Source organism: Longimicrobium sp. (assembly GCF_036399255.1).
Lineage (GTDB): Bacteria > Gemmatimonadota > Gemmatimonadetes > Longimicrobiales > Longimicrobiaceae > Longimicrobium.
Genome location: NZ_DASWNM010000122.1, coordinates 35,463 through 60,109, shown reverse-complemented (window position 1 = coordinate 60,109; position 24,647 = coordinate 35,463). Strand labels below are relative to the sequence as shown.

Sequence of the window (24,647 nt, the reverse complement as noted above, 5' to 3'; positions counted from 1 at the left end):
CCGCCATAGCCGGACTGAAACCGCACCGAGCCAAGTTGCTCCGTTCGAAGATCGAAATACGTTTGAAAAGCACCTTTGCCAGCATCGCAGATGACGACTGGCGCGTCCGCTAATTCTCGCTCTGGTTCCCGGAGCATGTTAGTCGTCAGCACCTGATGGATTCCATTGAGATACAGGAGCCGGCGCCCTTCGACTACAATACCGAAATATTGAATGTGGTAGTCACTGCCTCGAATCGATCCTCGTTCTCCGTTGGCAGCCGCGAGAGCCCGACGGACGATCGGGTCTAGCCTCTGCACCAGTCGGGAGTCCGGAGTCCATGCTCCGCCAACCGTGTCGAAAGGCAATCCACTACACCGCCCCACACGACCAAAAGAGGACTGCGTTCTCGACGCCTCGAAGATCCAGATCTTCTCGGATTGGTGTACAGCGGACTCACCGATACCTGGTCTTACCTGACGCTGGATTGCCCCGCAACCACCGACTGGGGCAAAGAGGAGCATACCCAACACGGCGGCAATTCCGGAAGTGCTGGAACGGTTAGGGGGCCACATCTTTCCTCCTTTTCAAGGGCCAAGAGAAGCGAATTCCTCTGCACCTGCGACACAGAGCCGAAGTCTCGACAGCGTGAGCGACGCATCTGGCAACCCTCCCGGGTAAGGCGAGCTAACGACAGAGCCCAGTAGGCGTATCGTGTGCGATTCTAAGTTCACACCCCAGAATGCCACGCATTAAGTTCTCACCAAACGGAGCAGAGAACATCTCGTTGTGAAATTTGTTCCGTATTCCAAACATTACATCCACGGCTGCGCCAACGAATTCGTGGGATAGAATCACCGGTTTCGAGTCCACCATCGGATAGTCGCGGGAGTTCATCGAGATTCTGCAGAAATCCTGTGATGAGCAATATTCGAATCCACCCAAGGAGAATGACTCTTCGAGCGTGTCGAACGGGTGAGCCTCGAACTCGAAGTTCGTAGTTGACGCAGCGGCATAGGCAATAAAACCGAGTAGCAGGGTTCCGCGGACATCACCGGCAATACTCGCGATCGTCGCGGCAGCCACAGTCTGCGCGAAGTAGGTACGTGCCACGTCACCACTCAGCCCCTTAGCAAAGGTAATCGTGTCCGGCTCCAAACCATACGGATCCGAATACGACACCGGGTCCCCCGCCGCGAAACCATACGCGTTCAGCCCGCCCGCCAATCCAATCGGGTCCGCCTGGGTGAACTGGCCCGTCTGCGGGTCGTAGTAGCGGTTGCGCATGTACATCTGGCCGCTGGCGTCGCGCATGCCTACGGCCAGGCTGCCCATCCAGTAGTGCTCGTAGCCGGTCGCGGGCGCCTGGCCCACCTTCTCGTGCCACGCGGTCGTGCTCCACCCGGGCCAGCTCACGGGCACGCAGCCGCTGGGCGGATACTGCTGGCAGTCGCTGGGCGCGCCGCTGGTGAAGGTGCCCATGGCGAACTGGCCGCGCCAGTTCTGGTGCGTGATGATCGTGCCCACGCCCTGCTTCCAGATGCCCAGCGGACGGTCGATGCCGCCGGCGTGCACGTAGCTTACCCGCCCGCCGGCATCGGCGGCGTAGCTGCCTGAAGCGTCCTTCAGTTCCCACAGGATCTGGTCGCCGCTCCACACGAAGCGCGTCACGCTGCTGATGCACGTCTTCGGGTCGCCGTAGCAAAGCGGGTTCTCGCGGCGGGTGCGCACCAGCACCCGCCGGCCCAGGGGATCGTAGCGGTACTCCTCCCACACGCCCGATCCCTTGTTGCCGCTGAAGTCGGTGTCGTACTGCTGGAACACGCGCAGCCGCTCGTCCGCATCATAGTACGAGCGGCTGTTCACGGCGCGCACCCGCTGCGTCACGCCGCTCGACACGTCGTAGCGTTCCACCACCTGCGTTCCCGCGGTCACGTTGCCCGCGAAATCGAACTGGCGGTCGGTGTCGTCGGTGCCCACCGCGTAGCCCTCCTTGTGGATGGAGCGCACGCGGCCCAGGAAGTCGTACTCGTAGCGGAAGTCCGGATAGTCGTTGGCCGGGTTCTCGGGACCCGGGCGATAGGTGCGGCTGTGCGCCATGTTGCCCAGCGCATCCATCACGAACTGCTCCCGCGACCACTGCACGTCCCCCGTGTTGCTCCAGTCCGTCGCCACCAGGCTGCCCAGCCCCGAGTACCACGACGAGTACGTGCTGCCGCCCCGGCGGAGAGTCGGAAGCACCTGCACGCGCACCAGCTTGCCGCGGGCGTCGTACGCAAGACGCTCGTCCTGCAGCGGCGTGGACGCGGCCGGGGTGGTCTCGCGACGCCAGACCAGCCGCCCCTCCAGGTCGTACTGCAGTGAATCGACCACCGGCGTTCCCGCCGGCGGCATGCGGATGCTGGTGAGGCGGCCCAGGACGTCGTAGCGAAAGCTGAACGGGTTGCCGAACCGGTCCGTCACCCCCGCCAGCGCCCCCGTCCCCGCGTCGTACGCGTACTGGTCAACGTTGCTGCTCCCGGCCAGCGCCGCCGGATGCTCCACTTCGGCCACACGCCCCGCGCGATCGTAGGCGTAGCGCAGGCCGTACACGTGCCCGGAGAAATCGACCCCGTCCACGCTCCGGATGCGCAGCGAGTCCGTCTTCAGCGCGCCGTTGGGATAGTAGGTGCGGGAGACGATGGCGTCCGCGTTCTCGGCGCGTACCATGTTCCCCAGCAGGTCGTACCCGAAGTGCGTCCATTCCGCCGGGACGCGGTATCCCGTCCCCTCGTTGGGGTACAGCGGAAAGGTGGTCCCGCTGCAGGGCTCGGCCGGCCCGCAGTACGGGGCCTTCGCGTAGAGCACCGGCGGGGTGGCGCGCAGCACCAGCCGGCCCACCGCGTCGTATTCGCTGATGGTCCGCAGCCCCCGCCCGCTGGTCCACGCCACCAGGTTGCCCGCCGCGTCGTACTCGAAGAGCTGCGGCAGGTGCCCGCCACCGGTGATCTCCTGCCGCTTTCGCCCCGCGGCGTCGTACACGTACTCCGTCACCTGCTCGCCGACCTCCGCGGTGTCGGGGGTGGCCCAGCGCGTCACCCGCAGCGGCAGCCCCTCGTCGTCCAGCAGCGTGTGCACGGTCAAACGCTCCTGCACCGTGGGGTTGGGGGTGAAGGTGACGTTCGCGTTCGGCGCGTGGTTGATCGCCGGGCCGATGCTCACCGACATCGTGTCGCGGCCCAGCCGGTCGTAGAAGCGCAGCTGGCGGGCGCCGTGCATCGTGAGCAGCGCAGCGTCGCGCGCGGTGGCGTCGTCGGCCACGGGGGTGTAGACGATGGAGTCGCGCCCCAGTGCGTCGCGCACGTGCAGCGTCAGCAGCCCCGTGGGGCTCACCGTCATCTGCAGGTTGCCGCGGGCGTCGTAGACCAGCGAGTCGCGCGCGACGGCGACGCCCAGGCCGGCGGCGGGGGCGGCCGGGTAGCGCACGGAAGCGAGCTGCCCCGCGGCGGCGTGCGTGGCCGGGTACCAGGTGAACGTGGTGCGCCGCGCGGGGTCGTCGCCGTCCTGCCGCCACTTCGTGTGCCCGGTGAGCGGGTCGTACTCGGTGTGCGAGACGGTGCCCGGCACCGCGGCGCGCACGCCGGTCTGCGGGTTCAGCGTCTCCGTCCGCGTGCTGGTGGGCGCGTCCCAGCGGGTGTCCCAGGTGTAGCGGGTGATGACGTTCACCCCGTCGCCCAGCGGGTTCACCACGGCGGTGGTGTCCACCGTGCCGCGCGCGGTGTACCCGGCCGTGGTCCGCTGCCCGGTGAGCCCGATGCTCTCCGTCACCAGCGCGGGAAAGCGGGCGTCGGTGCGCAGCAGCAGCGTCTGCGCGCCCAGCGGGTCCACGATGCGGTACGGCGCGCCGCGCTCCGCCAGCCACAGCCGCGTGCGGTCCTCCACGTCCGTCCGCGGCCCGTCCAGCTCGGTGTACGCGTTGACCACGGCGTCCATGAACGGGCCGGGCGAGCCGGCCTGGGCCACGCTGCGCCCTTCGGCCGGGGTGAACTGGTGGATGATGTCGTCCGCGGACGGCGAGGGGCCGTTCATCAGCAGCCGCGCGCCGGTGAGCTTGGCGGCGCCGTTCCAGGTGTACCGCGTCCAGGTGCCGCGCCGGTCCCGCTGCGCGCTCACCCGCGCCGTGGCCCCGTCGTATTCAAAGGCCACGCCGCCGCCGTCGGGGTCGGTGATGCCCGTCACCCGCGCGCCGCCCAGGGGGTACGCCACGCTCGTGCTGCGCACGGCGCCCCCGGGAAGCAGGGCGGCGTCCACCCGCTGCAGCCGGCCGTCGCTGTACAACAGGGTCCAGGTGGGCGTCACCCCGCCCGCCGCGGGTGCCTGGACGGTCGTGAGCAGCCCCCCGGGCGTCACGTCGAACACCGTGGCCTGCTGCAGCCGGTTCTGCGTGCGCCGGTGCCGCCCCGACGCGTCGAAGTGCACCGTGGCGCCGCCGCGGAGCCTTCGGACGTATCCCCCGGTGGCGGTCACGGCCAGCGTGTCGGGCGGCCCGTCCGGCGGCGTGGCCACCCACGGCGCCCCGGCCGCCGCCCTCCTGTACAGCATGGTGCCGCCGTCGCCGCCGATCCACAGGATCGCGCCCGACGGCCCGCAGCCAATGCACAGCCGTTCCCATCCCGCCAGCCACCACCCCGCCCCGAACTGGCTGGCGGCGCGGTTGACCACGGTCAGCACCCCGGGAACGGGTGCCGAGGCCACCTGGGTGGCCCCATAGACGTGGATGACCTGGACCGTGTAGTCGTACGCCCCCGTGGCCATCGCGGCGCCGTCCCACTGCAGCGCCATGCGCCGCGGAACACCGGGGACGTAGTCGGCGGGGGGGAAGGTGGCGCTGTAGGTGGCACCGCCCATCCGCACCACCATCTGCACCTGGTCAGGGGTGGCGCCGCCGGCGGGAAGGGTCACGTCCACGTACACCGTGGGACGGGGCGTGGCGTGCTGGCTGTTGTACAGCAGCACCGGCGCCCAGGCGCGGCCGCGGGACAGCTGCGCCGGCAGCGCGTGGGCCAGGCGCAGGTCGCCGCACTCGTAGGCGCCGCGCGGCGCGGTCGCCACGGTGACGCACGACCCGCGGTCCACCGTGGCGCCCGTGTTCAGGTCCACCACCGCCACCTGCGGCGCCACCTGCGTCCCCCCGAAGGCCGCGCCGCGTACCATGTGCACCCATCCCGCGTCGCGCACTCCGGGCGCGCCCCGCTGCACCGCGTTCAGCGTAACCGACATCGTGGTGCCGGCGGGGACGGCGAACCCCGCGTACGCCACCCACACCAGCCTTCTCTCCCCGGCCGCCAGGGTGACGCTGGCCTGGTCGGCGGAGCACGGCCAGGACTGTCCCGTCCGCACGCCCGTGCAGCCGGGCGCGACGTCGAACGTGGCCGGCACGGTGCCGGTGTTGTAGACCTCGAAGGCGACGCTCCCCGATTCCCCGGCGATCCCCGACTGGTTGTCCCCGTTCACCTGCACGCCCGGCAGCGCCAGCGTGTACTCGGCTTCCGGCGCGGGGCACTGCGTGGCGGTGTCGCACAGCCGCACGCGCAGCGTCCGCCTGGGCGCCACCTGCGAGAGCGCCACGCTCCCCGAGGCGCGCAGCGTGAACTTTCGTCCCGTGCCGCTTCCCGTGGGCGTGGTGGTGACCGGCCACTGCGCCGTCACGTCCACGTTGTCCAGGTAGACGCGAAAGCTGGACGGGTTGCCGCCGTCCAGGGAGTAGTCGGACGCCTCGATGCTCACCGGCACGCCGGGCTGGCTCACCTGCACCGCCCCCGGAACGATGGAGACCTGCGGCTCGGTGTAGCACAGCGGCGCCGACTGGTTCTCCTCCGCGCCCGGCGGCTTGCAATCCATCTGCGCGCCGGCCGCGCCGGGGCCGGCCACGACCGCGGCGAGCGCGATCAGCAGGGGCACGATTGCACGGGAGAGGTCCGATCCCCGAAGCGCCTGAGGCATCGACTGACAAAGGAAGGGAATTGGGTACAGAGGAACGGAGGAAAACACAGAGGAGCAGAGGAAACCCCGGCTCGGGCCTCTGTTCCTCTCTTTTCTCCTCTGTTCCTCTGTACTCCAACCTTTTTTGTGGATCTGGAATGACGCGTTCAAACGGGACATGACGGGTGGGGTCTGGAGGAATGCGGGACTGCGGGAGGGGGATGGGTACGGCAGGGAGGATCCGGCGCCGTCTTCATGCAACGCGCGGAAACGGCCGACTATGACCGCGAACCACCGGAAGCCGCGGCCAATCTACATCTGGATCGACAGAAAATCACGCGTTGTGAGCGAACCGCGTCGCGCGCCGCTCCGGGAGGTGCTCCGTGGATGACCGAAGGCTCCGTCCGCGCGCTACGAGGGCTCGGCGCGGGGCAGGCGCAGGGTAAAGGTGCTGCCCTGGCCCAGGGCGCTGGCGACGGTGAGCTCGCCGCCCATGGCGCGGGCCAGGTCGCGGCTGATGGCCAGCCCCAGCCCCACCCCTTCGCGCGGGTTGCTGAAGCGGCGCTCCACCTGCACGAACGGGTCGAAGATCGAGTGCTGCTTCTCGGGCGCGATGCCGGGCCCGTTGTCGCGCACCCGCACGTGCACCCAGCCGGGCCGCCCCTCGCACTCCAGCCGCACCCATCCGCCCGCGGGGGTGAACTTGATGGCGTTCCCCACCAGGTTCAGCAGGATCTGCCGCGTGCGCTCCTCGTCGGCCACCAGCAGGAGCGACGGGTCGCACTCGCTCACCGAGAGCGCGATCTCCGCCGCCTGGGCCAGGGGCCCCACCAGCGGCTCCACGGCGGAGAGCAGCCCCGAGACGGAGTGCGGGTGCAGGTTGAGCTCGATCTGCCCGGCCTCGACCTTGGCGAAGGAGAGCACGTCGTTGATCAGGGCCAGCAGGTGCTGCTGGCTGGCCTTTACCCGCCCCAGCGCCGACCGCTGCTCGGGGGTCACCGGGCCGTGGATCCCCATCTCCACCAGCTCCACGTAGCCGCCGATGGCGTTCAGCGGGGTGCGCAGCTCGTGGCTCATGGAGGCCAGGAAGTCGGCCTTGGCGCGGTTGGCGACCTCGGCCTCTCGCCGCGCCGCCTCCGCCGCCTCGCGCGCCTCCACCAGCTCGGTGACCTCGGTGGCCACCAGCGCCACCGCGTACACGGCGCCGCGGGCGTCCAGCAGCGGCTGGTAGACCAGGTTGAAGTAGTGCGTCTCCGCCGCGCCGTCCCCGTCACGGTCGAACACCGCCGGAATGGCGGGCGCGCGGTACGCCACCCCGGTGTCGTACACCCGGTCGATGATGTCGAACACGCCCTGCTCGGCCAGCTCGGGAAACACCTCCCGGCCGGGACGCCCCAGCATGTCCGCCGGGGTCTTGCCCACCATGGCGTAGTAGGGCCCGTTCACCACGTCGAACACGTGCTCGCGGCCCAGGGCGATGTACATGGCCACCGGCGCCTGCTCGATGACCCGGGCCAGGTGCTCGCGCGCCCGCTCGGCCTCGGCGCGGGCGGCTTCGGCTTCCTGGCCGCGCTCTTCGACGGCGGCCGCGGTGCGCTGCAGCTCGTCCGTCTGGAGCTCCAGCTCCAGCGCGTTGTCGCGCAGCTGCTCGTTGGCCACCTCCAGCTCCGCCTGCTGCGCCTCGAGCCGGGCGTTCACCTCGAGCAGGGCCTGCCGCGCCGCTTCGCTCTCCCCCAGCAGGTGCTCCACCTGGCGCCGGGCCCGCACCTGCTCGGTGACCTCGTGCCCGTGGGCGATCACGCCCGTGCGGGTGCCGTCCGCCTCGACCAGCGGCAGGTAGGCGAAGTCGACGTACACCTCCTCCGCCGCGGCGCCGGGGGTGCGGACCACGTGCAGGGGAAGCTCGCGGCCGATGAAGGGCTCGCCGGTGGCCAGCACCCCGTCCAGCAGCTGGTCGAACCCCTGGCCCCGCACCTCCGGCAGCGCCTCCAGCACCGGCTTGCCCACGATGTCGCGGTGGCCCACCAGCCGGTAGTAGGCCTCGTTGGCGATCTCGAAGACGTGCTCCGGCCCGCGCAGCACCGCCAGGAAGGCGGGGGCGTGCTGGAACACGTACTCCAGGCGCGAGCGCTCGAAGCTCAGCGAATCGAACAGGCGGTCGCGCTCGGCCTGGACGGCGCGGGCGTGCACCTGCCGGGTGGTCTCGAAGCAGTTGATGAGGGCGCCGCCCACCTCGCCCGACTCCACCCGCACCGGGCTGTACGAAAAGGTGAAGTACGCGTCCTCGATGCCGCCGCCGCGCTCCACCCGCAGCAGCAGGTCTTCGAAGAACACGGTTTCGCCGCCCAGCACCCGCCGGAACAGGGGCCCGATCTCGCCGCTGATCTCCACCCAGTTCCGCAGCACCGAGCGCCCCAGGCCGGCCGGGTGCTTGCCGCCCATGATCACGCGGTACTCGTCGTTGTAGATCTGGACGAGCTCCGGCCCCCAGCACAGGCTCTGGGCGATCCCCTGGGCGATCACCATCCCCGCGGCGGTCTTCAGGCTCTGGGGCCACCGCTCCACCGGTCCCAGCGGTGTCGAGGCCCAGTCCATCCGGCGGCACAGCCGCGCCATCTCGCCCTCGCCGGGAAAGATGACGCCGGCCTGTTGCGGCAGATCGTTCAACTGCATGCGTGTGGTTCAGGGGGCGTGCTGCTCGTCCCGTCCGCCAACGCAACATCCGTTCTTCCCTCCCGCCAGGCCGCGCTCCCCCCATCCATCCCGAAGAACGTCTCGTACCAGATCCTGAAAAAGAATGATCGTACAGAGGAACAGAGTCAGACAGAGAAAGCGAGCTGAAATATCATCGTGGTTCCTCTGTCTGACTCTGTTCCTCTGTACCCTTGAAGCCGTTGTTTTCCCGGATTCGGTATCACGCAAAGAAAGCAGAGGAAGCGGAGTGGTATTCTCTGCTTCCTCTGCTTCCTCCGTGTGAGTTCGCCGCCTGTTCCGGGAACCGTGCTCAGGGAACCTGGTCAGCCGCAGCCCGACCCGCCGTTGCCGGCTGTCCCCTATTCCCTATTCCCTATTCCCTATTCCCCCCGCCCCCCGCCCTACGCCGCCACGGCCATGGACTCGGCCGCGTGCTGCACGTACCACTCCACCGTGTTCGCCAGCCCCTGCGCCACCGACATGGTGGGCCGGTAGCCCAGCTGCATGCGGATCAGCGAGAGCGCGGCCTGCGAGCGGCGGATGTCGCCCGCGCGGGCGGGGCGGTAGACGGGGCGCGACTCGGCGGCGGCGGGGATGTGGCAGGCCACCGCCTTGCGCAGCGAGTCGAACAGCTCGTTGAGCGAGGTGTTGGCCCCGCAGCCCACGTTGTAGATGTAGTCGCCCGTGGCGGGAAGCGGCGCGGTGGCGGCCAGCAGGTTGGCCTGCACCACGTTGTCCACGTGGCAGAAGTCGCGGGTGCTCAGCCCGTCGCCGTACGTCTCGCACGGCTCGCCGTCGATCAGCCGCTGCGTCCACCCCGGCACCACGGCGGCGTACGCGCCCGCCGGGTCCTGCCGGGGCCCGAAGACGTTGAAGTAGCGCAGCCCCACCGACTCCAGCCCGTACACGCGGCGGTACAGGCAGGCGTACTGCTCGTTCATCCGCTTGCCCAGGCCGTAGGGCGAAAGGGCGCGGCCGATCATCTCTTCGTTGAGCGCGCCGCCGCTGCGGTCGCCGTAGACGGCGCTGGTGCTGGCGTACACCACGCGGCGCACCCCGGCGGCGCGCGCGGCTTCCATCACCCGCACGAAGCCGCCCTCGTTGACGGCGTGCGCCGCGGCCGGGTCGGCCAGCGAGGCGGGAACGCTGCACAGCGCCGCGTGGTGCAGCACGTGGTCCACGCCCGCGCACGCGTCGCGGCAGGCGTCGGCGTCCAGGATGCTTCCCTCGATGAAGCGGAAGCGGGCGCGGCGGTCCGGGTGCTCGCCCACGGCCTGCGCCAGGTTGCGCAGGTGGCCGGTGGACAGGTCGTCCAGCCCCACCACGGTCTGCCCCAGGTCGAGCAGGGCCTGCGTGAGGTTGGAGCCGATGAAGCCGGCGGCGCCGGTCACCAGCCAGGTGCGGGGCCGCTCGCGCAGCTCGGCCAGGGTCTTGGGATAGGAGGTCATGGGAAGGTCTTTATCGGGAGGTGAGGGCTACATGCACGAGGCACCGCCGTCCACCGGCAGCGAAGTGCCGGTGACGTGGCCCGAATCGGATGAGGCAAGGTACAGGACGGCCGCGGCCACGTCGGCGGGCGACGCCATGCGGCCCATGGGAATGTCGTTCATCCCCGAGTCCGAGACGCCCACGCCGTGGCCGCGCAGGCCGGTGAAGATGCGCCCCAGCATGGGGGTGCGGACGGGGCCGGGGCACACGGCGTTCACGCGCACCTTCTGGGCGGCGTGGTCCAGCGCCATGGCGCGGGTCAGCATCATCACCCCGCCCTTGCTGGCGCAGTAGGCGGCCATGTTGCGCGTGCCCACGGTGCCGTACAGCGAGCCCACGTTCACCAGCGAGCCCCCGCCGGCCGCGCCCAGCGCCGCCACGGCGCTGCGCCCCACGTGGTAGGTGCCCGTCAGGTTCACGGCGATGGCGCGGTCCCACTCGGCCGCGTCCACGTCGGCCACGGTGCCGGTCGACTCCACCCCGGCGGCGTGGCACACCACCTGGAGCGGGCCCTTCCACTCGGCCGCGGCGGCGAAGGCGGCCTCCACGGTGTCGGCGCGGGTCACGTCCATGGGGACGAAGGTGGACTCGGCGCCGCCCTGGCGCAGGCGCTCGGCCGTGGCCTCGCCCCCCTTTGCGTCGAGGTCGGCCACCACCACGGCGGCGCCCTCGCGGGCCAGCGCCACGCAGCACTCGCGGCCGATCCCGGAGGCGCCCCCGGTCACCAGCGCGGTCTTGCCGGCAAAGCGGCCTACAGCTTCGCGAACCATGCGGCGGTCTCCGTGAGGACCTGGACCGTGCGGTCCACCAGCTCCTCGGTAAAGATGAAGGGAGGAAGGACGACCACGCTGTGCTCCGAGGCGGGAAAGGTGATCACCCCCTTGCGCGCGGTCATCCAGCAGAACAGCTCCGCCGCGGTGGCGCCGGCCCGCTTGGGCTCCATCGGCGCTCCGGTCTCGCGGTCGGCCAGCAGCTCGAAGCCGCAGAACAATCCCAGCCCCTGCACGTTGCCGATGAAGGGAAAGGCCTCCAGCTCGTGCAGCCGGCCCAGGAGGTAGTCGCCCAGCACGCGGCTGCGCTCGACCAGCCCCTCGTCCTGCAGCACCTCGATCACCGCCAGGGCGGCGGAGCAGGCCAGCGGGTGGCCGCTGGTGCTGAAGCCGTGCGCCAGGTGCTTTCCGCTTTCCGCCGTGCCCAGGAACGCCTGGTAGATCTCGTCCGTCACCAGCACCGCGCCCATGGGCACGTAGCCGCCGGTCAGGCCCTTGGCCACGGACATCAGGTCCGGCCACACGCCCCAGTGCTCCATGGCGAACCAGGTCCCCGTGCGGCCGAAGCCGGTGGCCACCTCGTCGGCGATCATCAGCACGCCGTAGCGGTCGCAGATCTCGCGGATGCGGGGGAAGTAGTCCTTCGGGGGCACCAGCGCGCCCATCGACCCCATCACGGGCTCGTAGATGAAGGCGGCCACCGACTCGGGGCCTTCTTCCAGGATGCGGCGCTCCAGCGCGCCCGCGCAGGCCATCCCGCAGCTTTCCTTCTTGAGCCCCAGCGGGCAGCGAAAGCAGTCGGGCTTGATGATGTGGCTGAAGCCGGGAAGCATGGGGCCGAACGCCGCCTTGTCCTCCTCGATTCCCGTGGCGCTGAGCGCGCCGAAGGTGCAGCCGTGGTAGCTGGTCTCCAGCGAGATCACCTTGTAGCGCCCGGTGTCGCCGCGGTTGCGGTGGTACTGGCGGGCGATCTTGATGGCGGTGTCGTTGGCCTCGGAGCCGCTGTTGGTGTAGAACACGTGCGGATAGCGCCCGTCCGTGACCTCTTCCAGCTTGGCCGCCAGGTCCAGCGACGGCCCGTTGCTGAAGCCCATCAGGGAAAAGTGCTCCAGCCGGCCCAGCTGCTCGGTGATGCGCGCCACCACGCGGGGGTGGCGGTGCCCCACGTTCACGTTCCAGATCGCCGAGATGGCGTCGATGTACCGGTTGCCGCGGTCGTCGGTGACGTACGCGCCCTCGCCCTCGACGATGACCGTGGGGCGGTTCTTGAGAAACGCGGACATCTGCACCCAGGCGTGCCACACGCGCTCCAGGTCGGCCGTCTTGTACGGCCCGGTCCGGGGTGCGGGCGCCGCGGCCGGCGCGGGGGCGATGGCCAGCGCGGGGACGCGCGCGGCGGGCGCGTGGGCCGGCACGGCGGCGGGCGCCGGCGCGATGGCGAGCGCGGGGATCCGCGCGGCGGACGGGTCCGCCGGCGCGCCCTCGAGCGCCGCGGCGGGAGCTTCGAGGAGCTGGCTCATGCGGCACCTCCGGCAAGGGTCGGGGAAAGGTCGATCTGCATCTGCAGCCCGGTGGGGCAGCCGGTGGGATAGTGGTTCTCCATCCGCCGGGCCACGCGCAGCCCCGCGCCCTGGTAGATAGCGATGGCGCGCGCGTTGTCCTCGCGCACCTGCAGCGTCACGCGGGGCGCGCCGGCCTGCGCGGCGTACAGCATTCCCCAGCGGAACAGCCACCACCCCAGCCGCTGGCCGCGCAGGTCGGGGCGCACGGCGATCTTCTCGACCGTCATCCCGTCCCCGCTTTCGCGGACCACGTGCACGCCGGCCACGGTGCCGTCGGCCAGGCGCAGCACGTACGCCTCGCGGCGCGCCATGGCGGCGGGGTAGCCGCCCTTCCGCCAGGCGTTCTCGGGGAAGGCGGCGGCGTCCAGCGCCCGCACCGCGTCCAGGTCGGCTTCGCGCATGGGGGTGATGCGCCAGCCGGGGGTGCCCGCCTCGGCGGCGGTGGCGCGGGCGGCGCGCTCGGCGGCGGCGGCGCGGCGCATGGCCACCCGCAGGGCGTCCACGGACGCGCGCCCGGGCACCGCGGTTTCGGTGGCGGTCATACGGCCGCCAGTGCGTCGGCCAGGCGGCCGGCGCGAAGGCGGTAGACCTCGTTGGCCGCCTGGTAGACGGCGGGGTCGTGGGTGGCGATGACGAAGGCCACGCCGCTGTTGGCGTTCAGCTCGCGCATCAGCTCCACCACCGACGCCGTGCTGTCCTCGTCCAGGTTGGCGGTGGGCTCGTCGGCGAACACCACGCGCGGGTCCTTGACCAGGGCGCGGGCGATGGCCACGCGCTGCTGCTGGCCGCCGGACAGCTGCGACGGGCGGTGGCCGGCGCGGTCGGCCAGCCCCACGCGCTCCAGCATCTCCAGCGAGCGGCGGCGGGCCGCGGCGCCGCGCACGCCGACCACGGCCAGCGCCAGTTCCACGTTCTCCACGGCGGACAGGACGGGGACCAGGTTGAACGACTGGAAGATGAAGCCGAACGACGCACGGCGAAGGCGCACGCGCTGGCGGTGGTCGGACGGGTCCACCTGCTCGCCGGCGAAGCAGTAGCTGCCGGCGGTGGGGACGTCCAGGCATCCCAGGATGTTCAGCAGGGTGCTCTTGCCGCACCCGGAGGGGCCCGCCACCGCGGCGAAGCACCCGTCGTCGAAGTCGAGGGTGACGTCCTGGAGCACGCGGACCTCGGCGGCGCCGGCGCCGTAGCTGCGCGACAGCCCGGCCAGCTGGATGAGCGGGGTCTGGAAGGAGAGAGGCATGGTTCGGATCCTTTTCGTTCGCGTAAGGGAAGGGGCCGTGGCGCGCGGGGCGCGGCGGGCCGCCGTTTCGGTCGTTAGAAGAAGGCGCTGACGATTACCTGGGTCCGCGCGCGGTAGGGCGACACGGCGTCCCGGTCCAGAAAGATCTGCGGCGAGACTTCGGCCCTGAAGCGCGTGCCGGCGGTCTCGAACGACGGCGACAGCAGCCAGGTGCCGGACACCGGGTCGGCGAAGCCCTTGAGGGCCACGCCCCAGGCGCCCTCGCCCCCCGCCATCTTCACCATCCCGAAGACGCGGTGGCGTCCGGGCCCCAGCGCGTCGTACAGGCGCCCGCTGCGGGGGAGGCCGTCCACGAAGCGGCGGTACTCCGCGCCGCTCCACGCGTCGCTGCGGTACTGGTATTCCACCAGCCCGGACCAGCGCGCCGAGACGGAGAGCAGGGTGCCCAGGACGACGTCGTGGTGCGCGCCCAGGACGCGGGCGCCTTCCCCGCGCTGGACCGTGGTCCCGGCGGCGTCCACCACCGACAGCGCCGAGGCGCCGCGGAGGGTGCCCTCGCCGTAGACGGTGAAGCGGTCGGCGGCGGCGCTGAAGTCCCATCCCATCCGCCAGTCGGCGCGGCCGGGGTTCACCGCCGAAAGGCTGGTGGCCACGCCGGCCACGCGCGTCTCCAGGCGGGCGGCGTACAGCAGGTCGCGCGACGACTCGGCGCGCAGCACGTCGGGCGCGGCGGCCAGCAGGTTGAGGGTGGCGCCCCCGAAGGCGTACTCCAGGCGCACGGCGTCGATGCCGCGCAGGCGGCTGGAGGTGCGCAGCGGGTCCTTTTCGGCGTCGATGCGGGTGGGGTTCCAGATGAACCCCGTCCCCCATCCCAGGCGCTGGCGTCCGGCGGCCAGGTACGCCGCGTCGCCCAGGGCCACGCCCACGTAGCCTTCCTGCAGCTCGGCCGAGCCGCGGCTGCCTTCGGCGTTCAGCAGCGGCGCGGCGAAGCGTGCGTCGGCGCGCACCTTGAACAGCCCGCGGCGCAGCTCGGCGGCAGGGTACAGGCGCAGCGCGGTGGTCACGCCGCCCAGCTCCGCGGCGTTGCCGGGGTTGAGCACCGAGCTGTCCGCGGCGGCCGAGACGAAGGTGTGCAGCTCGGCGATGGTCTGGTGCTGCAATCCGTCCTGGGCGCGGGCGCCCGCGGGGAGCACGGCTCCCAGCGCGAGCGCGGCGGCCAGACGGCGAAGGGTGCGAGGGTACATCGAAAGCTCCTGCGGTCCCGCGGACCTGCTGAAAGAAAGGGGAGGCGCGGCGGCTTCAGGCCGCCACGGCCACGGGCGCGTCGCCCTCCAGGGTGTACCGCGCGGCGTCCTCGCCCGCGGCCAGCGTGGCGCGCACCGCGCCGGCGGTGGCGCCCACGGCCATCACCCACCCCACGCGGTTGGTGGCGCCGCGGGGCGGGCGGGCGATCATGTCGCCCGCGCGGCGCACCGGGCCGTGGCCCACGACGCCGCGCGCGGCCGCCAGCTTCACCCGGTCGAACCCGAACCCTTCCAGCACGCCCTCGCGCGGGCTCTGGACGAAGCGGATCCCCGACACGCGGTTCGTCCGCCGGTCCATGCACACGGGGCGGCCCAGCGCCTCGTTCAGCATCTGCTCGTAGATGTCGACCCCGGTGGCGAAGCGGGCGATGATGGGCACCGAGTCGCCGGCCAGGCGGGCGGCGCACTCCATCACCACGGGCCCGCGCGCGTTCAGCCGCACCTCCAGGTGCATGGCCCCGCCGGTCATCCCCAGCCCCTCGGCCACCGCCTGCGCCGTCCGCCGCATGGCCGTCTCGGCCTCGGCCGAGATCGGCGCGGGAAAGACGTGCATGATCTCGTTGAAGAACGGCTCGGCCTCGGTGGTCTTCTCCGTCACGCCCAGGATGTGGGCGACCCCGTTGGAGACGATCCCCTCGACGCTGTACTCGGGCCCCGACGCGTAGCTTTCCACCAGCACCGTCCCCGTTCCCGTGGCGTCGATCTGCGGCACCGCGGAGGTGAACTCCCACGCCGCGCGCACCTGCGACGCGTCCTCGATCTTGGCCACGCCGTCGCTGGCGGCGGCGCGGATGGGCTTGCTGATGCAGGGGTAGCCCACCGCTTCGACCGCGGCCTGGAACTCGTCCCAGCTGCTCACCAGGCGGAACTCGGGGATCAGCGCGCCTCCGTGGGCCGCCAGCGCGCGGCGCATGCGGAACTTGTCGCGGGAGGCGGCGGCCGTCTCGGGCGAGTTGCCGCCCAGTCCCAGGTGCTGGTTCAGCCGCGCGGCGAACTCGACCGAGCCCTCGGAGCTGGGGACCACGCGGACGAAGGGCTCGGCGGCGTGGATCTGCTCCAGGCGGCGGGCGGCGGCTTCCCAGCCGGCGTCGTCGCCGCCGCGCACGGGGGTGACCACGTGGCGCACGAAGGGATACGAGACGAAGAACTCGGGAGCGCGGTCGCTCATCACCGAGACCTGGGCGCCCGTGCGGGCGGCGGCCTTCAGCATGGCCACGGCCACCTCGTCGCGGGACGAGAGGAAGAGGAACAGGTGCGGGGGGGTCATCCGGGTACCACTCGTTTCAGGGAAAGGAAGGGGGATGGGGTGCCGCTCAGACGGCGGCGGCCAGGCGCTCTTCGACGAACGCGGCCATCTTCGCCACCGACTCGAAGATCCCCATGTCTTCGTCACCGATCTCCACGTCGAACTCGCCGTTCATGGCGACCGCCAGCTCCAGCGCGTCCACGGAATCCAGCCCCAGCCCGCCCTCGTCCTGCGCCGTGAAGAGCGGCGCGTCGTCCGCGATGTCGGCCGGCTCCATGGCCAGGTTCAGGCGCTCGACGAGGATTTCCTTGATGCGCAGCGTGTTCTCGGTCATCGTCCGTGCTCCGTCGTATTCGTTTCAGTCCATGCCGGCCGCATCCGCGCCCGGCCGATTTCGTATCTGGATCTTCATCGGCGGCCATCCATCCGCCGCCGTCCGCAGTCCCGTCCGCAGTCCCGTCCGCCGCCCCGAAGCCGGCCGCCGTGCCGTCAGCCCCGGCCCCTCGCGGTGTGTATGAGAATTTTTTTCAGGGGCACCCATCCTCGTCCCCGGGCATCCTCAACCAGCGTTTCCGGCTTCAGCATGGCGTCCGAAGGAGCACCGGACCCGGACTGCGCCTCCACCTGCCGCGCGTCTTTTCCGGGCCCCGCCCCGCGCCGCCGGCTCTCGATCCGCCGCGACCAAGCGTCCGCCGGGCTCAGGCCGCGCATCCAGCCAGCCAGGAAACCGACGGTCCGGCAGGGGACGCGCGGCAGGTGGTCCTTGGGCAGGCCCCGGGTGCGCTCCGGAGACGGCGGGAGAGGAATGCATCCCTCTCAAAAAATTTCTCATGAGTCCCTGCCGAGGAGCCGTCCGTCCACCGGTGCCGATGCGCCGCCGCGACCGGGATCGCGGGACTTCGGGCGACCGGCCTTCCCTGCCCCGTTCGATCAGCGGAGGCGGATCAGGTGCCGACCAGCAGGCCGCCGTCGACCACCATCACCTGGCCGGTGACGTAGCTGGAGGCGTCGGAGAGGAGGAAGGCGACCATCGCGGCCACTTCTTCTTCGCGCCCGAAGCGCTTCATCGGCACCTTTTCGCGGTACTTCTCGTCCGCGTCGGTGGGGTTCTCGAGCATCCCCGTGGCGATGAGCCCCGGGGCGACCGCGTTGACGCGCACGCCCAGCTCGGCCATCTCCTTGGCGGCGATCTGGGTGAGCGAGTTGAGCGCCGCCTTGCTGGTGCTGTACGCGCCCTGCCCGCGCAGCCCCTGGATCCCCGCCACCGAGCTCACGTTGACGATGGAGCCGCGGCGCTGCTTGATCATCTGCTGCGAGGCGTGCTTCATCACCAGGAAGTTGCCCAGCAGGTTGGTCTCGAGGACGTTGCGGAAGCTTTCCAGCGACTGCATGGCGAGAAAGCCGCGCGTCAGCACGCCCGCCGTGTTGGCCAGCGCGTCGAGCCGCCCGTGCCGCGCCACCACGCCCTTGATCATGGCCTTGACCTCGGCCTCGTTGCGCACGTCGCCGCGGACGATGCTGCCGCCGGCGCCGTTCTCCTCGAGCTCGGCCAGCAGCGCCGCCGCCTTGGCCTCGTTGCTGTGGTAGTGCACCACCACCGTGGCGCCCAGCGCGCCCAGGTAGCGCGCCACCGCGCGGCCGATGCCGCCGCTGGCGCCCGTCACCAGCACCACCTTGTCTTCCAGCGACAGCGGATTCATGATCTTCCGCTCTTCCAGGGTCTCGAACATGGTACGGTCTCTCTCGTCAGATTCGTTATGAGGGGGTCGAAGCGCGGGGGCGCTCAGAACTTCACGATCACGCTGGTGACGTTGCCGCCCAGCTGGTATCCGTTCACCATCGCCAGCTTTTCGGCCCGTCCGCCGAACGCCGCCGGGTCGCACTCGGCGTAGAAGCGGGCGGCGATGATGCCCAGCGTCTCGCTGGCGGCGAAGGTCTCGCCCAGGCGCGCCTTGGGCTCGCGCAGCTCCGGGCGGGCCTCGCCGCCCCAGAGGGCGTCGACCGCCTGGGCCTCGGACTCGCGCTGGCCGTTGTCGCCGCGGGCCAGCGAAACCACCAGGCCGATGTCGCCGGCGTCGGTCCCCGTGGTCTGCAGCGCCTGGCGCATGCTGGCGTGGATGGCCGCGGGGTCGATGTGGCCCATGTTCTCGATCGCCGTCTTTTCCTCCGTCAGGTTCATCGCCTGCCCGTAGCCCACGATCTCGCAGATCGCCTGGGCCCCGCGGGCGGCGGCGAACTCGGCCGTCTCCAGCAGCAGCACCGCGGCGCCCTCGGCCTGGCCGTCGATGGCCTGCACCCGCTCGTCCAGCCCGGCCGCCATCGGCGCCTCGAGGGCCGAGACGATCTCGGGGGTCAGCTCCTCGAAGCCGCCCGTCATCAGCGCGCTGGCGCGGCCGGTCTGCAGCAGGTCGTACGAGTAGGTCACCGGGTTGCTGCCGGAGACGGTGCTGCTGGGCCCGCGCATCCCCAGCAGGATGGTGGCGATGCCGGGGCAGGCGTTGACCACCGTGTAGGGGAAGATGAGGGGGCTGGCGCCCTTGATCCCCTTCTTGCCGCTGGCCATGAAGTCGCGCGTGCTGGCGATGGGGCCGAAGGCGCACCCGTAGATGCCGCCCACGTCGTCGCAGTTCTCCTCGGTGATCTCGAGGCCGGAGCGCTTGAAGCACTCCATGCTGGCCAGCACCCCCAGCTTGGTGAGCCGGTCCATGCGGCGCTGCTCGCCCCAGGGAATGTGGGTGGCCAGCGCGGCGTCGAGCGCCGTGTCGTCCACCTTCGCCACCGGGGCGGCCTGCGCGCCGCGCAGCAGCGCGTCGGCGAAGGGGGCGTCGGTGCTCCCCGCGGGGATGCAGAAGCCGTAGGAGGTCATCACCACGCGGGCGTCGTCGTTCGGTCCGTACATCACAAGAACCTCGTCCAGGTATGGGAGGGGGCGGAGCGGCGGTCAGCCGCGCGCGCTCTCGTCGAAGAAGTAGGAGATGGTGCCGCGCGCCACCTTGCGGCCCTCGGCGGTCTCGGCCTCGACCGAGACCTTGGCGAAGCTTCCCAGCGCCGAGACGAAGCGCGCGGAAAGGATCAGCGTGTCGCCCGGCCCGGCGAAGCCCAGGAACTTGAAGTCGTTCACCTGGGCCAGGTATCCGCGCGTGTTGAAGCGCTCGCTCTTGGCCAGCATGATCCCGCCCGTCTGCCCGCACGCCTCGATCAGCATGACGCCGGGAAAGACCGGCGCGTCGGGAAAGTGCCCGCGAAAGAAGGGCTCGGTGGCCGTCACGTTCTTGACCGCGCGGATGCTGGTGTCGTCGTAGTCCAGCACGCGGTCCACCATCAGGAAGAAGTCGCGGTGCGGCAGGATCTCGCGGATCTCGGCGTGCGACACGGTCTTCGGGGTCCTCGCCGGCGCCTCGGCCGTCTCGGTCTGCGCCGTCTCGGTCTGCGCCACGGGGGCGTCCAGGGTCGTCGTCATCGTCGTCGTTCTCCGGTTCAGCTGGCCACGTACTGGGCGGCCAGGGTGGCCTGCATCTCGTCCAGGTAGGCGGTGCTGGAAAGGTGCTCCAGCTCGGTGATCACCGTCTGCAGGTCGGCCAGCGACGCGGCCTCCAGCAGCAGCGAGCCCTTGATGGGGAGGTTGGGCATCCAGTCGATCCGCTTGACGAACCGCACCGAGTCGTGCGCGGAAAGGCGGGTGACGCGCTCGTCGTGGGTGCACACCACGATCGGCAGGTTCACCGCGATGCCGGGGCGCGGCCACTGCGCCACCAGGGGAAGCCCCATGGCCACCCGGGCCAGCTGGCGAAAGGTGCTGCTGCCGCCCCCCGCGCTGCACAGCCGGGTCACGCCCGAGACGCGCGGGTTGATCTCCATCAGGTGCGGAACCCCGTCGGCCACCACGAACTCCAGCTCGCAGGCGCCTTCCAGCCCCAGGGCGTCGGCCATGGCCTTGCCCGTCTCCACCACCCGGCGCTCCAGCTCGGTGCCGCGCTGCCAGGGCGACAGGCGGGGGCGGTAGACGGGGTGCTCCAGGTGGTTCAGGCGCGTTTCGCCCTTGTAGACCACCGGCTGCGCCACGCACACGCCGTCCCAGCGCACCAGCTCCAGCGACAGCTCGCTTCCCTCCATGAAGGGCTCCACCACCAGGTCCTTGACCCGGCACTTCTTTACGTACGCCTCGACCTCGGCGTGCGACTGGAAGATGCGGAAGCCCTTGCCGGTGAAGTCGCGGCGGGGCTTGGCCACCAGCGGCATCCCGTACCGCTCGGCGGCGGCCAGCAGCTCTTCGCGGCTGTCGGCCACGCACCCGGGGATGGAGCGGAAGCCGGCGTCGGCCAGCACCCGCTTGGTGAGCGCCTTGTCGAAGGCCAGCTCGACCGCGCTGGGCTGGTTGCTGACCACCCGGAAGGGGGCCTTCATCCGCTCGGCCAGGTCGCGCAGCAGCGAGTCGCGCAGCGAGCCCGGCTCCAGCAGCGAGATGGGAAGCACCGCCGAGGCGCCGCGCTCCACGGCGATCTGGTACAGGCGGTGGAAGTCGGGCGCGGGCTCGTAGAGGATCTCGCCCACCGACGGGTCGGCCGGGGCAAGCCAGCCGGCGTACGCGTCGGTGCGGATGAAGACGGGGGTCCAGCCGTTGGCGCGCGCCTCGGCGGCGATGTCGTCGGCGCCCTCGGTCTCGATCACCAGCAGCACGGGCTCGGCCCCGGGAACGGGCCTGGAGATGTGGATCATGGGAAGGACCTCTAGGAGAGCGAGAAGGTGAGTGCGGCCGCGCCGGCCGCGAGCGTCTGCTTTACGGCGTCCTGCGAGGGGGCGACCCCCAGCAGAAAGCCCAGCCGGTGGGTGTCGCCGCGGGGGGGGCGGGCCACGAAGCCGCCCTGCTCCTGCAGCAGCCCCCACCCCACGATGCCGCGCAGCCCGCGCAGCCGGACGGCGTCCCACTCGATGGCGTCCAGCGTTCCCTCGGCCTCGGTCTGGACGAAGCGGATGCCGCCGACCTTCGCCCGCTTGGGCGCGACCGAGAAGCCGCGGCCGAGCGCCTGCAGCAGCACGGCCTCGTACAGGTCGATGCCGCTGGCCATCATCACCACGATGGGAAGCGAGTCGCCGCCGATGCGGGCCGCGCACTCCATCACCACCGGGCCGCGGGGCGACAGGCGGAACTCCAGGTGCGCGCCGCCGTCCGTCATCTGCAGCGCCGTGACCGTGTCCTGCGCCAGCACGTCCACCCGGGCGCGGAGTTCGGGGTCCACCGCGGCGGGAAACACGTGCATGATCTCGCCGAAGAAGGGCTCGGCCTCGGTGGTCTTGTCGGTGATCCCCGCCACGTGGGCGCGTCCGCCGTCCACCACGATCTCGACGCTGTACTCCACGCCCGAGACGTACTCTTCGACCAGCACCGGCGCGCCTTCGCACTCCAGCTGCTCGACCTCGGAGGTGAAGGCCCAGGCGGCGCGCAGGTCGGCGCCGGCCTCGAGCTTCACCACGCCTTCGCTGGCGCACCCCTTGACCGGCTTGGAGATGCAGGGAAAGCCCACCGCCTCCACGGCCGCCGCGAACTCCTCGTACGTCGACACCCCGTGGAAGCCGGGGACGGGGACCCCGGCGGCGGCCAGCGCGCCGCGCATCTGGTGCTTGTCGCGGGAGAGGCGGGCCGAGCGGACGGTGCTGCCGCCCAGGCCGTGGCGCGTGTTGATCTCGGCGCACAGCTCCACGTGGTCCTCCGAGAAGGTCACCGCGCGCCGGTAGCCGCGCTCGCGCAGCAGCCGCTCGGCCTCGGCGAGCACCTGCTCGCGGGACTCCGGCGTGTCCTCTTCCGGAAGGGCGACCACGTCCAGGACGAACGGGTACGCTTCAAAGAACTCGGCCGGCAGCGTGGTCATCACGGACAGGGTGAGCCCGTGGCGCTCGGCGGCCTTCAGGATCGCCACCGTCGACGCCGAGAAGGCGCGGAACGGCGGAAAGACGAGCAGGTGGTCGGGCGGGGACATCGTCGCCTGCGGGGAATGGGGGAGAAGGGGAGTGGTCACGCGGGCACCGCCACGCCGGCCGTCGCGCCGGCCGGGGTGATGGCGTCGGTCAGCATCTGCGTGGAGGCGCGCACCAGGGTGTCCATCAGCGCGTCGCGGCTGCGGCTGCGCGCCATCACCAGGCCGATGCGCTGCCCGCCGGACTGGCCGGGGGCCACCACCTCGCCGGGGACGGCGAACAGGTGGGTCTGCAGCACGCCGGGAAGGGCGCGGATGGCCGGGTCCACCCGGTCGGAGTGCACGATCACCGGCTGGGTGACGGTGGCGAAGCGGACGCCGGCGTACATCCCGCGGTCGGCGGGGATCTTCAGCGGCTCGCCCAGGCAGGCGGCGTAGGTCAGGTCCGTGAGGTCGGCGCCGGTGGCCAGCTTGACCAGCGCGGGGATCCCCGCGCCGCCCAGGCGGCTGGCGATCTCCATCACGTGCACCTGCGTGCCGTTCACCTTGAACTCCACGTGGCACCCGCCGCGGCGCACGCCCGTGGCCGCCACCGTGTCGCGCACCACGCGGTCGACGATGGAGGCGACGGCGGGGTCGAAGCGGTGGGGGTGCAGGTGGCCCACCTCGTCGCGGAAGTCGCCGCCGATGAGCAGCTTTTCGGTGCAGCTCAGGAAGACCACCTCGCCCTCCTGCACCACCACCTCGGCGCTGAACTCGGGCCCGTCGATGAACTCTTCCACCAGCACCACGTCCTGGCCGGCGTCCTGCCGCGAGATGGCGCGCGTCCACTCCCAGCAGTGCTCGGCCGTGGCCGCGTCGCGCACGATCATCACGCCGCGGCTGCCGGAGCTCTTCACGGGCTTGGCCACGCAGGGAAAGCCGAAGCGGGCGATGGCGGCGTCGTACTCCGCACGGGTGCCGGCCAGCACGAAGCCGGGGACGGGAACGCCGCCGGCGGCCAGCGCCTGGCGCATCTCCCACTTGTCGGTGGTGCGGATGCCGGCCAGCGCGGGGTTGGTGGGCAGCCCCCAGCGCTCGGAAAGCGTGCCCGCCAGGGGAACCAGCTCCTCCAGGAAGGAGAGGATGGCGTCCACGGGGTGCTCGGCGTGCACCGCGTCGAGCGCGGCGACCAGTGCCGCTTCGCCGTCCAGCGCGGCCGAATCGACCACGTGCGCGTGGGCGGCCAGGTACTCCGACGGCGGGCCCAGCGTAACCCAGGTGATGCGGGCGTTGCGGCGCAGCGCCGGCTCGATGAAGGGCTTTACCGGCAGCACGGTGCCGCGCATTCCCATCACCAGCAGGTGCGGGCGCGCCGGCTCAAGCGTCTCGGCGGTCATGCGGCCTGCTCCTCCCAGGTAAAGGTCTTGAACACCAGCGAGCCGAACACCACCAGCACCCCCGCCATCACCGCGAAGTTGACCGCGTTGGCCGCCAGCGGCGCCGCGTAGTTGGCCGAGCTGCGGAGCGCCGAGACGAAGGGCGTCAGCGGGTACAGGAACGACGCCTTGGCCAGGTTCGACGGCAGCGAATCCAGCGGCACGTACACGCCGCAGAGGAACGCGGTGGGAAAGCTGAGGAAGCGCACCAGGTTGCTTCCCGACTCGACCGAGGGCGCCAGCGTGCTCACCAGCAGCCCGAAGGCGATGAAGAGCAGCGAGCCCAGCAGGGTGGCCAGGGCGATGGTCGCCACCGAGCCGTGGATGGTGTAGCCGAAGACCAGCCGGGCGATGCCGAAGTACACGATCACCTGCAGCAGCAGGACGAACAGCTGGCTGGCGGTGTAGCCCAGCAGGAACTCGTGGCGGGCCAGCGGCGTCAGCTTCAGCCGCTTGAGCGTCTCGTTCTTCCGGTAGCGCAGCAGCGCCAGTCCGCCGGACAGGGCGATCTGCATGATCGAGAACGCCAGCACGCCCGGGAAGATGAAGTCGAAGTAGCTCAGGTTGCGGCTCTGCGTCTCCTTGGCCCGGATGCTCACCGTCTGCAGCGCGCTGCGCCCCGAGGGGTCGGCTTCGAGCATGGCCACCGTAAGGCCCGGCTTCAGCATCTCGATCCACATCTTGCGGCTGGGGTCGGCGATCACCCGCACCTGGGTGCCCGGCGCCTGCGCGGTGGAGGCGGCGGCGCCGGCCGCGCGGTCCACCACGATCCCGGCCACCAGCGTTCCGTCGGTGACGCTCCGCACCAGGGCTTCCTCGCTGGCGAAGCGCTGCACCTTGAGGTTCTGCGACTTCGCCAGCCCGTCCACCACCGACCGCGAGATCGGCGAGCGGGCCATGTCGGCCACGCCCAGGGTGACCTGCAGGTTGAAGCGGTCGGCCACCGTCAGGCCCAGCAGGACCATGAGGAAGGCGTTGAAGAAGAAGGTGAAGAACAGGTTCAGCTTGTCCCGGAAGAACATGAGCGTGAACGCCCGGGCGATCTCGTACGCGTTGCGCATTGACGGATC

The 24,647-nt window shown here is 71.0% G+C and carries 17 protein-coding genes; all 17 read right to left on the bottom strand.

The window, feature by feature from the left end:
• Nucleotides 1-666: 666 nt before the first annotated feature.
• The 17 genes from VGC13_RS22660 to VGC13_RS22580 all read right to left on the bottom strand — a co-directional run bounded on the left by VGC13_RS22660 (nucleotide 667) and on the right by VGC13_RS22580 (nucleotide 24,638).
• Nucleotides 667-5,919 (bottom strand): RHS repeat-associated core domain-containing protein, encoded by a 5,253-nt coding sequence (locus VGC13_RS22660; RefSeq protein WP_331127576.1) that lies wholly within the window; start codon nucleotides 5,917-5,919, stop codon nucleotides 667-669.
• A 432-nt stretch (nucleotides 5,920-6,351) separates the two neighbouring features.
• On the bottom strand, nucleotides 6,352-8,613 hold the full coding sequence (locus VGC13_RS22655) for an ATP-binding protein (RefSeq protein ID WP_331127575.1): 2,262 nt from the start codon (nucleotides 8,611-8,613) through the stop codon (nucleotides 6,352-6,354).
• Between the two features lie 422 nt (nucleotides 8,614-9,035).
• A complete protein-coding gene (locus VGC13_RS22650; RefSeq protein ID WP_331127574.1) occupies nucleotides 9,036-10,082 on the bottom strand; it encodes an NAD-dependent epimerase/dehydratase family protein in 1,047 nt (348 codons plus the stop codon).
• 27 nt (nucleotides 10,083-10,109) lie between these two features.
• Entirely contained in the window at nucleotides 10,110-10,892 is a 783-nt protein-coding gene (locus VGC13_RS22645; RefSeq protein WP_331127573.1) for an SDR family NAD(P)-dependent oxidoreductase, read from the bottom strand.
• The gene (locus tag VGC13_RS22640) at nucleotides 10,874-12,412 is read right to left on the bottom strand and encodes an aspartate aminotransferase family protein (protein WP_331127572.1); all 1,539 of its coding nucleotides are present in this window, start codon (nucleotides 12,410-12,412) and stop codon (nucleotides 10,874-10,876) included. The genes VGC13_RS22645 and VGC13_RS22640 overlap by 19 nt, the downstream gene beginning before the upstream one ends.
• Nucleotides 12,409-12,996, bottom strand: coding sequence for a GNAT family N-acetyltransferase (locus VGC13_RS22635; protein WP_331127571.1), 588 nt, complete (start codon nucleotides 12,994-12,996; stop codon nucleotides 12,409-12,411). Before VGC13_RS22635 ends, VGC13_RS22640 begins: the two co-directional genes overlap by 4 nt.
• Nucleotides 12,993-13,697 (bottom strand): ABC transporter ATP-binding protein, encoded by a 705-nt coding sequence (locus VGC13_RS22630; RefSeq protein WP_331127570.1) that lies wholly within the window; start codon nucleotides 13,695-13,697, stop codon nucleotides 12,993-12,995. The genes VGC13_RS22635 and VGC13_RS22630 overlap by 4 nt, the downstream gene beginning before the upstream one ends.
• A gap of 74 nt (nucleotides 13,698-13,771) precedes the next feature.
• Nucleotides 13,772-14,941 (bottom strand): hypothetical protein, encoded by a 1,170-nt coding sequence (locus tag VGC13_RS22625; protein ID WP_331127569.1) that lies wholly within the window; start codon nucleotides 14,939-14,941, stop codon nucleotides 13,772-13,774.
• Nucleotides 14,942-14,996: 55 nt separating this feature from the next.
• Nucleotides 14,997-16,268 carry an ATP-grasp domain-containing protein gene (locus VGC13_RS22620; protein WP_331127568.1) on the bottom strand — a complete coding sequence of 424 codons (1,272 nt, stop codon included), beginning with the start codon at nucleotides 16,266-16,268 and terminating at the stop codon, nucleotides 14,997-14,999.
• A 46-nt stretch (nucleotides 16,269-16,314) separates the two neighbouring features.
• Nucleotides 16,315-16,581 (bottom strand): acyl carrier protein, encoded by a 267-nt coding sequence (locus VGC13_RS22615; RefSeq protein ID WP_331127567.1) that lies wholly within the window; start codon nucleotides 16,579-16,581, stop codon nucleotides 16,315-16,317.
• Between the two features lie 610 nt (nucleotides 16,582-17,191).
• Nucleotides 17,192-17,977 (bottom strand): SDR family NAD(P)-dependent oxidoreductase, encoded by a 786-nt coding sequence (locus VGC13_RS22610; protein ID WP_331127566.1) that lies wholly within the window; start codon nucleotides 17,975-17,977, stop codon nucleotides 17,192-17,194.
• Nucleotides 17,978-18,030: 53 nt separating this feature from the next.
• Complete coding sequence (locus VGC13_RS22605; protein ID WP_331127565.1) at nucleotides 18,031-19,146, bottom strand: beta-ketoacyl synthase N-terminal-like domain-containing protein; 1,116 nt, start codon at nucleotides 19,144-19,146, stop codon at nucleotides 18,031-18,033.
• 42 nt (nucleotides 19,147-19,188) lie between these two features.
• Nucleotides 19,189-19,707 carry a 3-hydroxyacyl-ACP dehydratase FabZ gene (gene fabZ, locus VGC13_RS22600; RefSeq protein ID WP_331127564.1) on the bottom strand — a complete coding sequence of 173 codons (519 nt, stop codon included), beginning with the start codon at nucleotides 19,705-19,707 and terminating at the stop codon, nucleotides 19,189-19,191.
• A 17-nt stretch (nucleotides 19,708-19,724) separates the two neighbouring features.
• Nucleotides 19,725-20,963, bottom strand: coding sequence for an ATP-grasp domain-containing protein (locus VGC13_RS22595; RefSeq protein WP_331127563.1), 1,239 nt, complete (start codon nucleotides 20,961-20,963; stop codon nucleotides 19,725-19,727).
• Between the two features lie 11 nt (nucleotides 20,964-20,974).
• Complete coding sequence (locus VGC13_RS22590; protein WP_331127562.1) at nucleotides 20,975-22,222, bottom strand: ATP-grasp domain-containing protein; 1,248 nt, start codon at nucleotides 22,220-22,222, stop codon at nucleotides 20,975-20,977.
• Between the two features lie 35 nt (nucleotides 22,223-22,257).
• Nucleotides 22,258-23,538 (bottom strand): ATP-grasp domain-containing protein, encoded by a 1,281-nt coding sequence (locus VGC13_RS22585; protein ID WP_331127561.1) that lies wholly within the window; start codon nucleotides 23,536-23,538, stop codon nucleotides 22,258-22,260.
• Nucleotides 23,535-24,638, bottom strand: coding sequence for an ABC transporter permease (locus tag VGC13_RS22580; RefSeq protein WP_331127560.1), 1,104 nt, complete (start codon nucleotides 24,636-24,638; stop codon nucleotides 23,535-23,537). Before VGC13_RS22580 ends, VGC13_RS22585 begins: the two co-directional genes overlap by 4 nt.
• Nucleotides 24,639-24,647 lie beyond the last annotated feature (9 nt).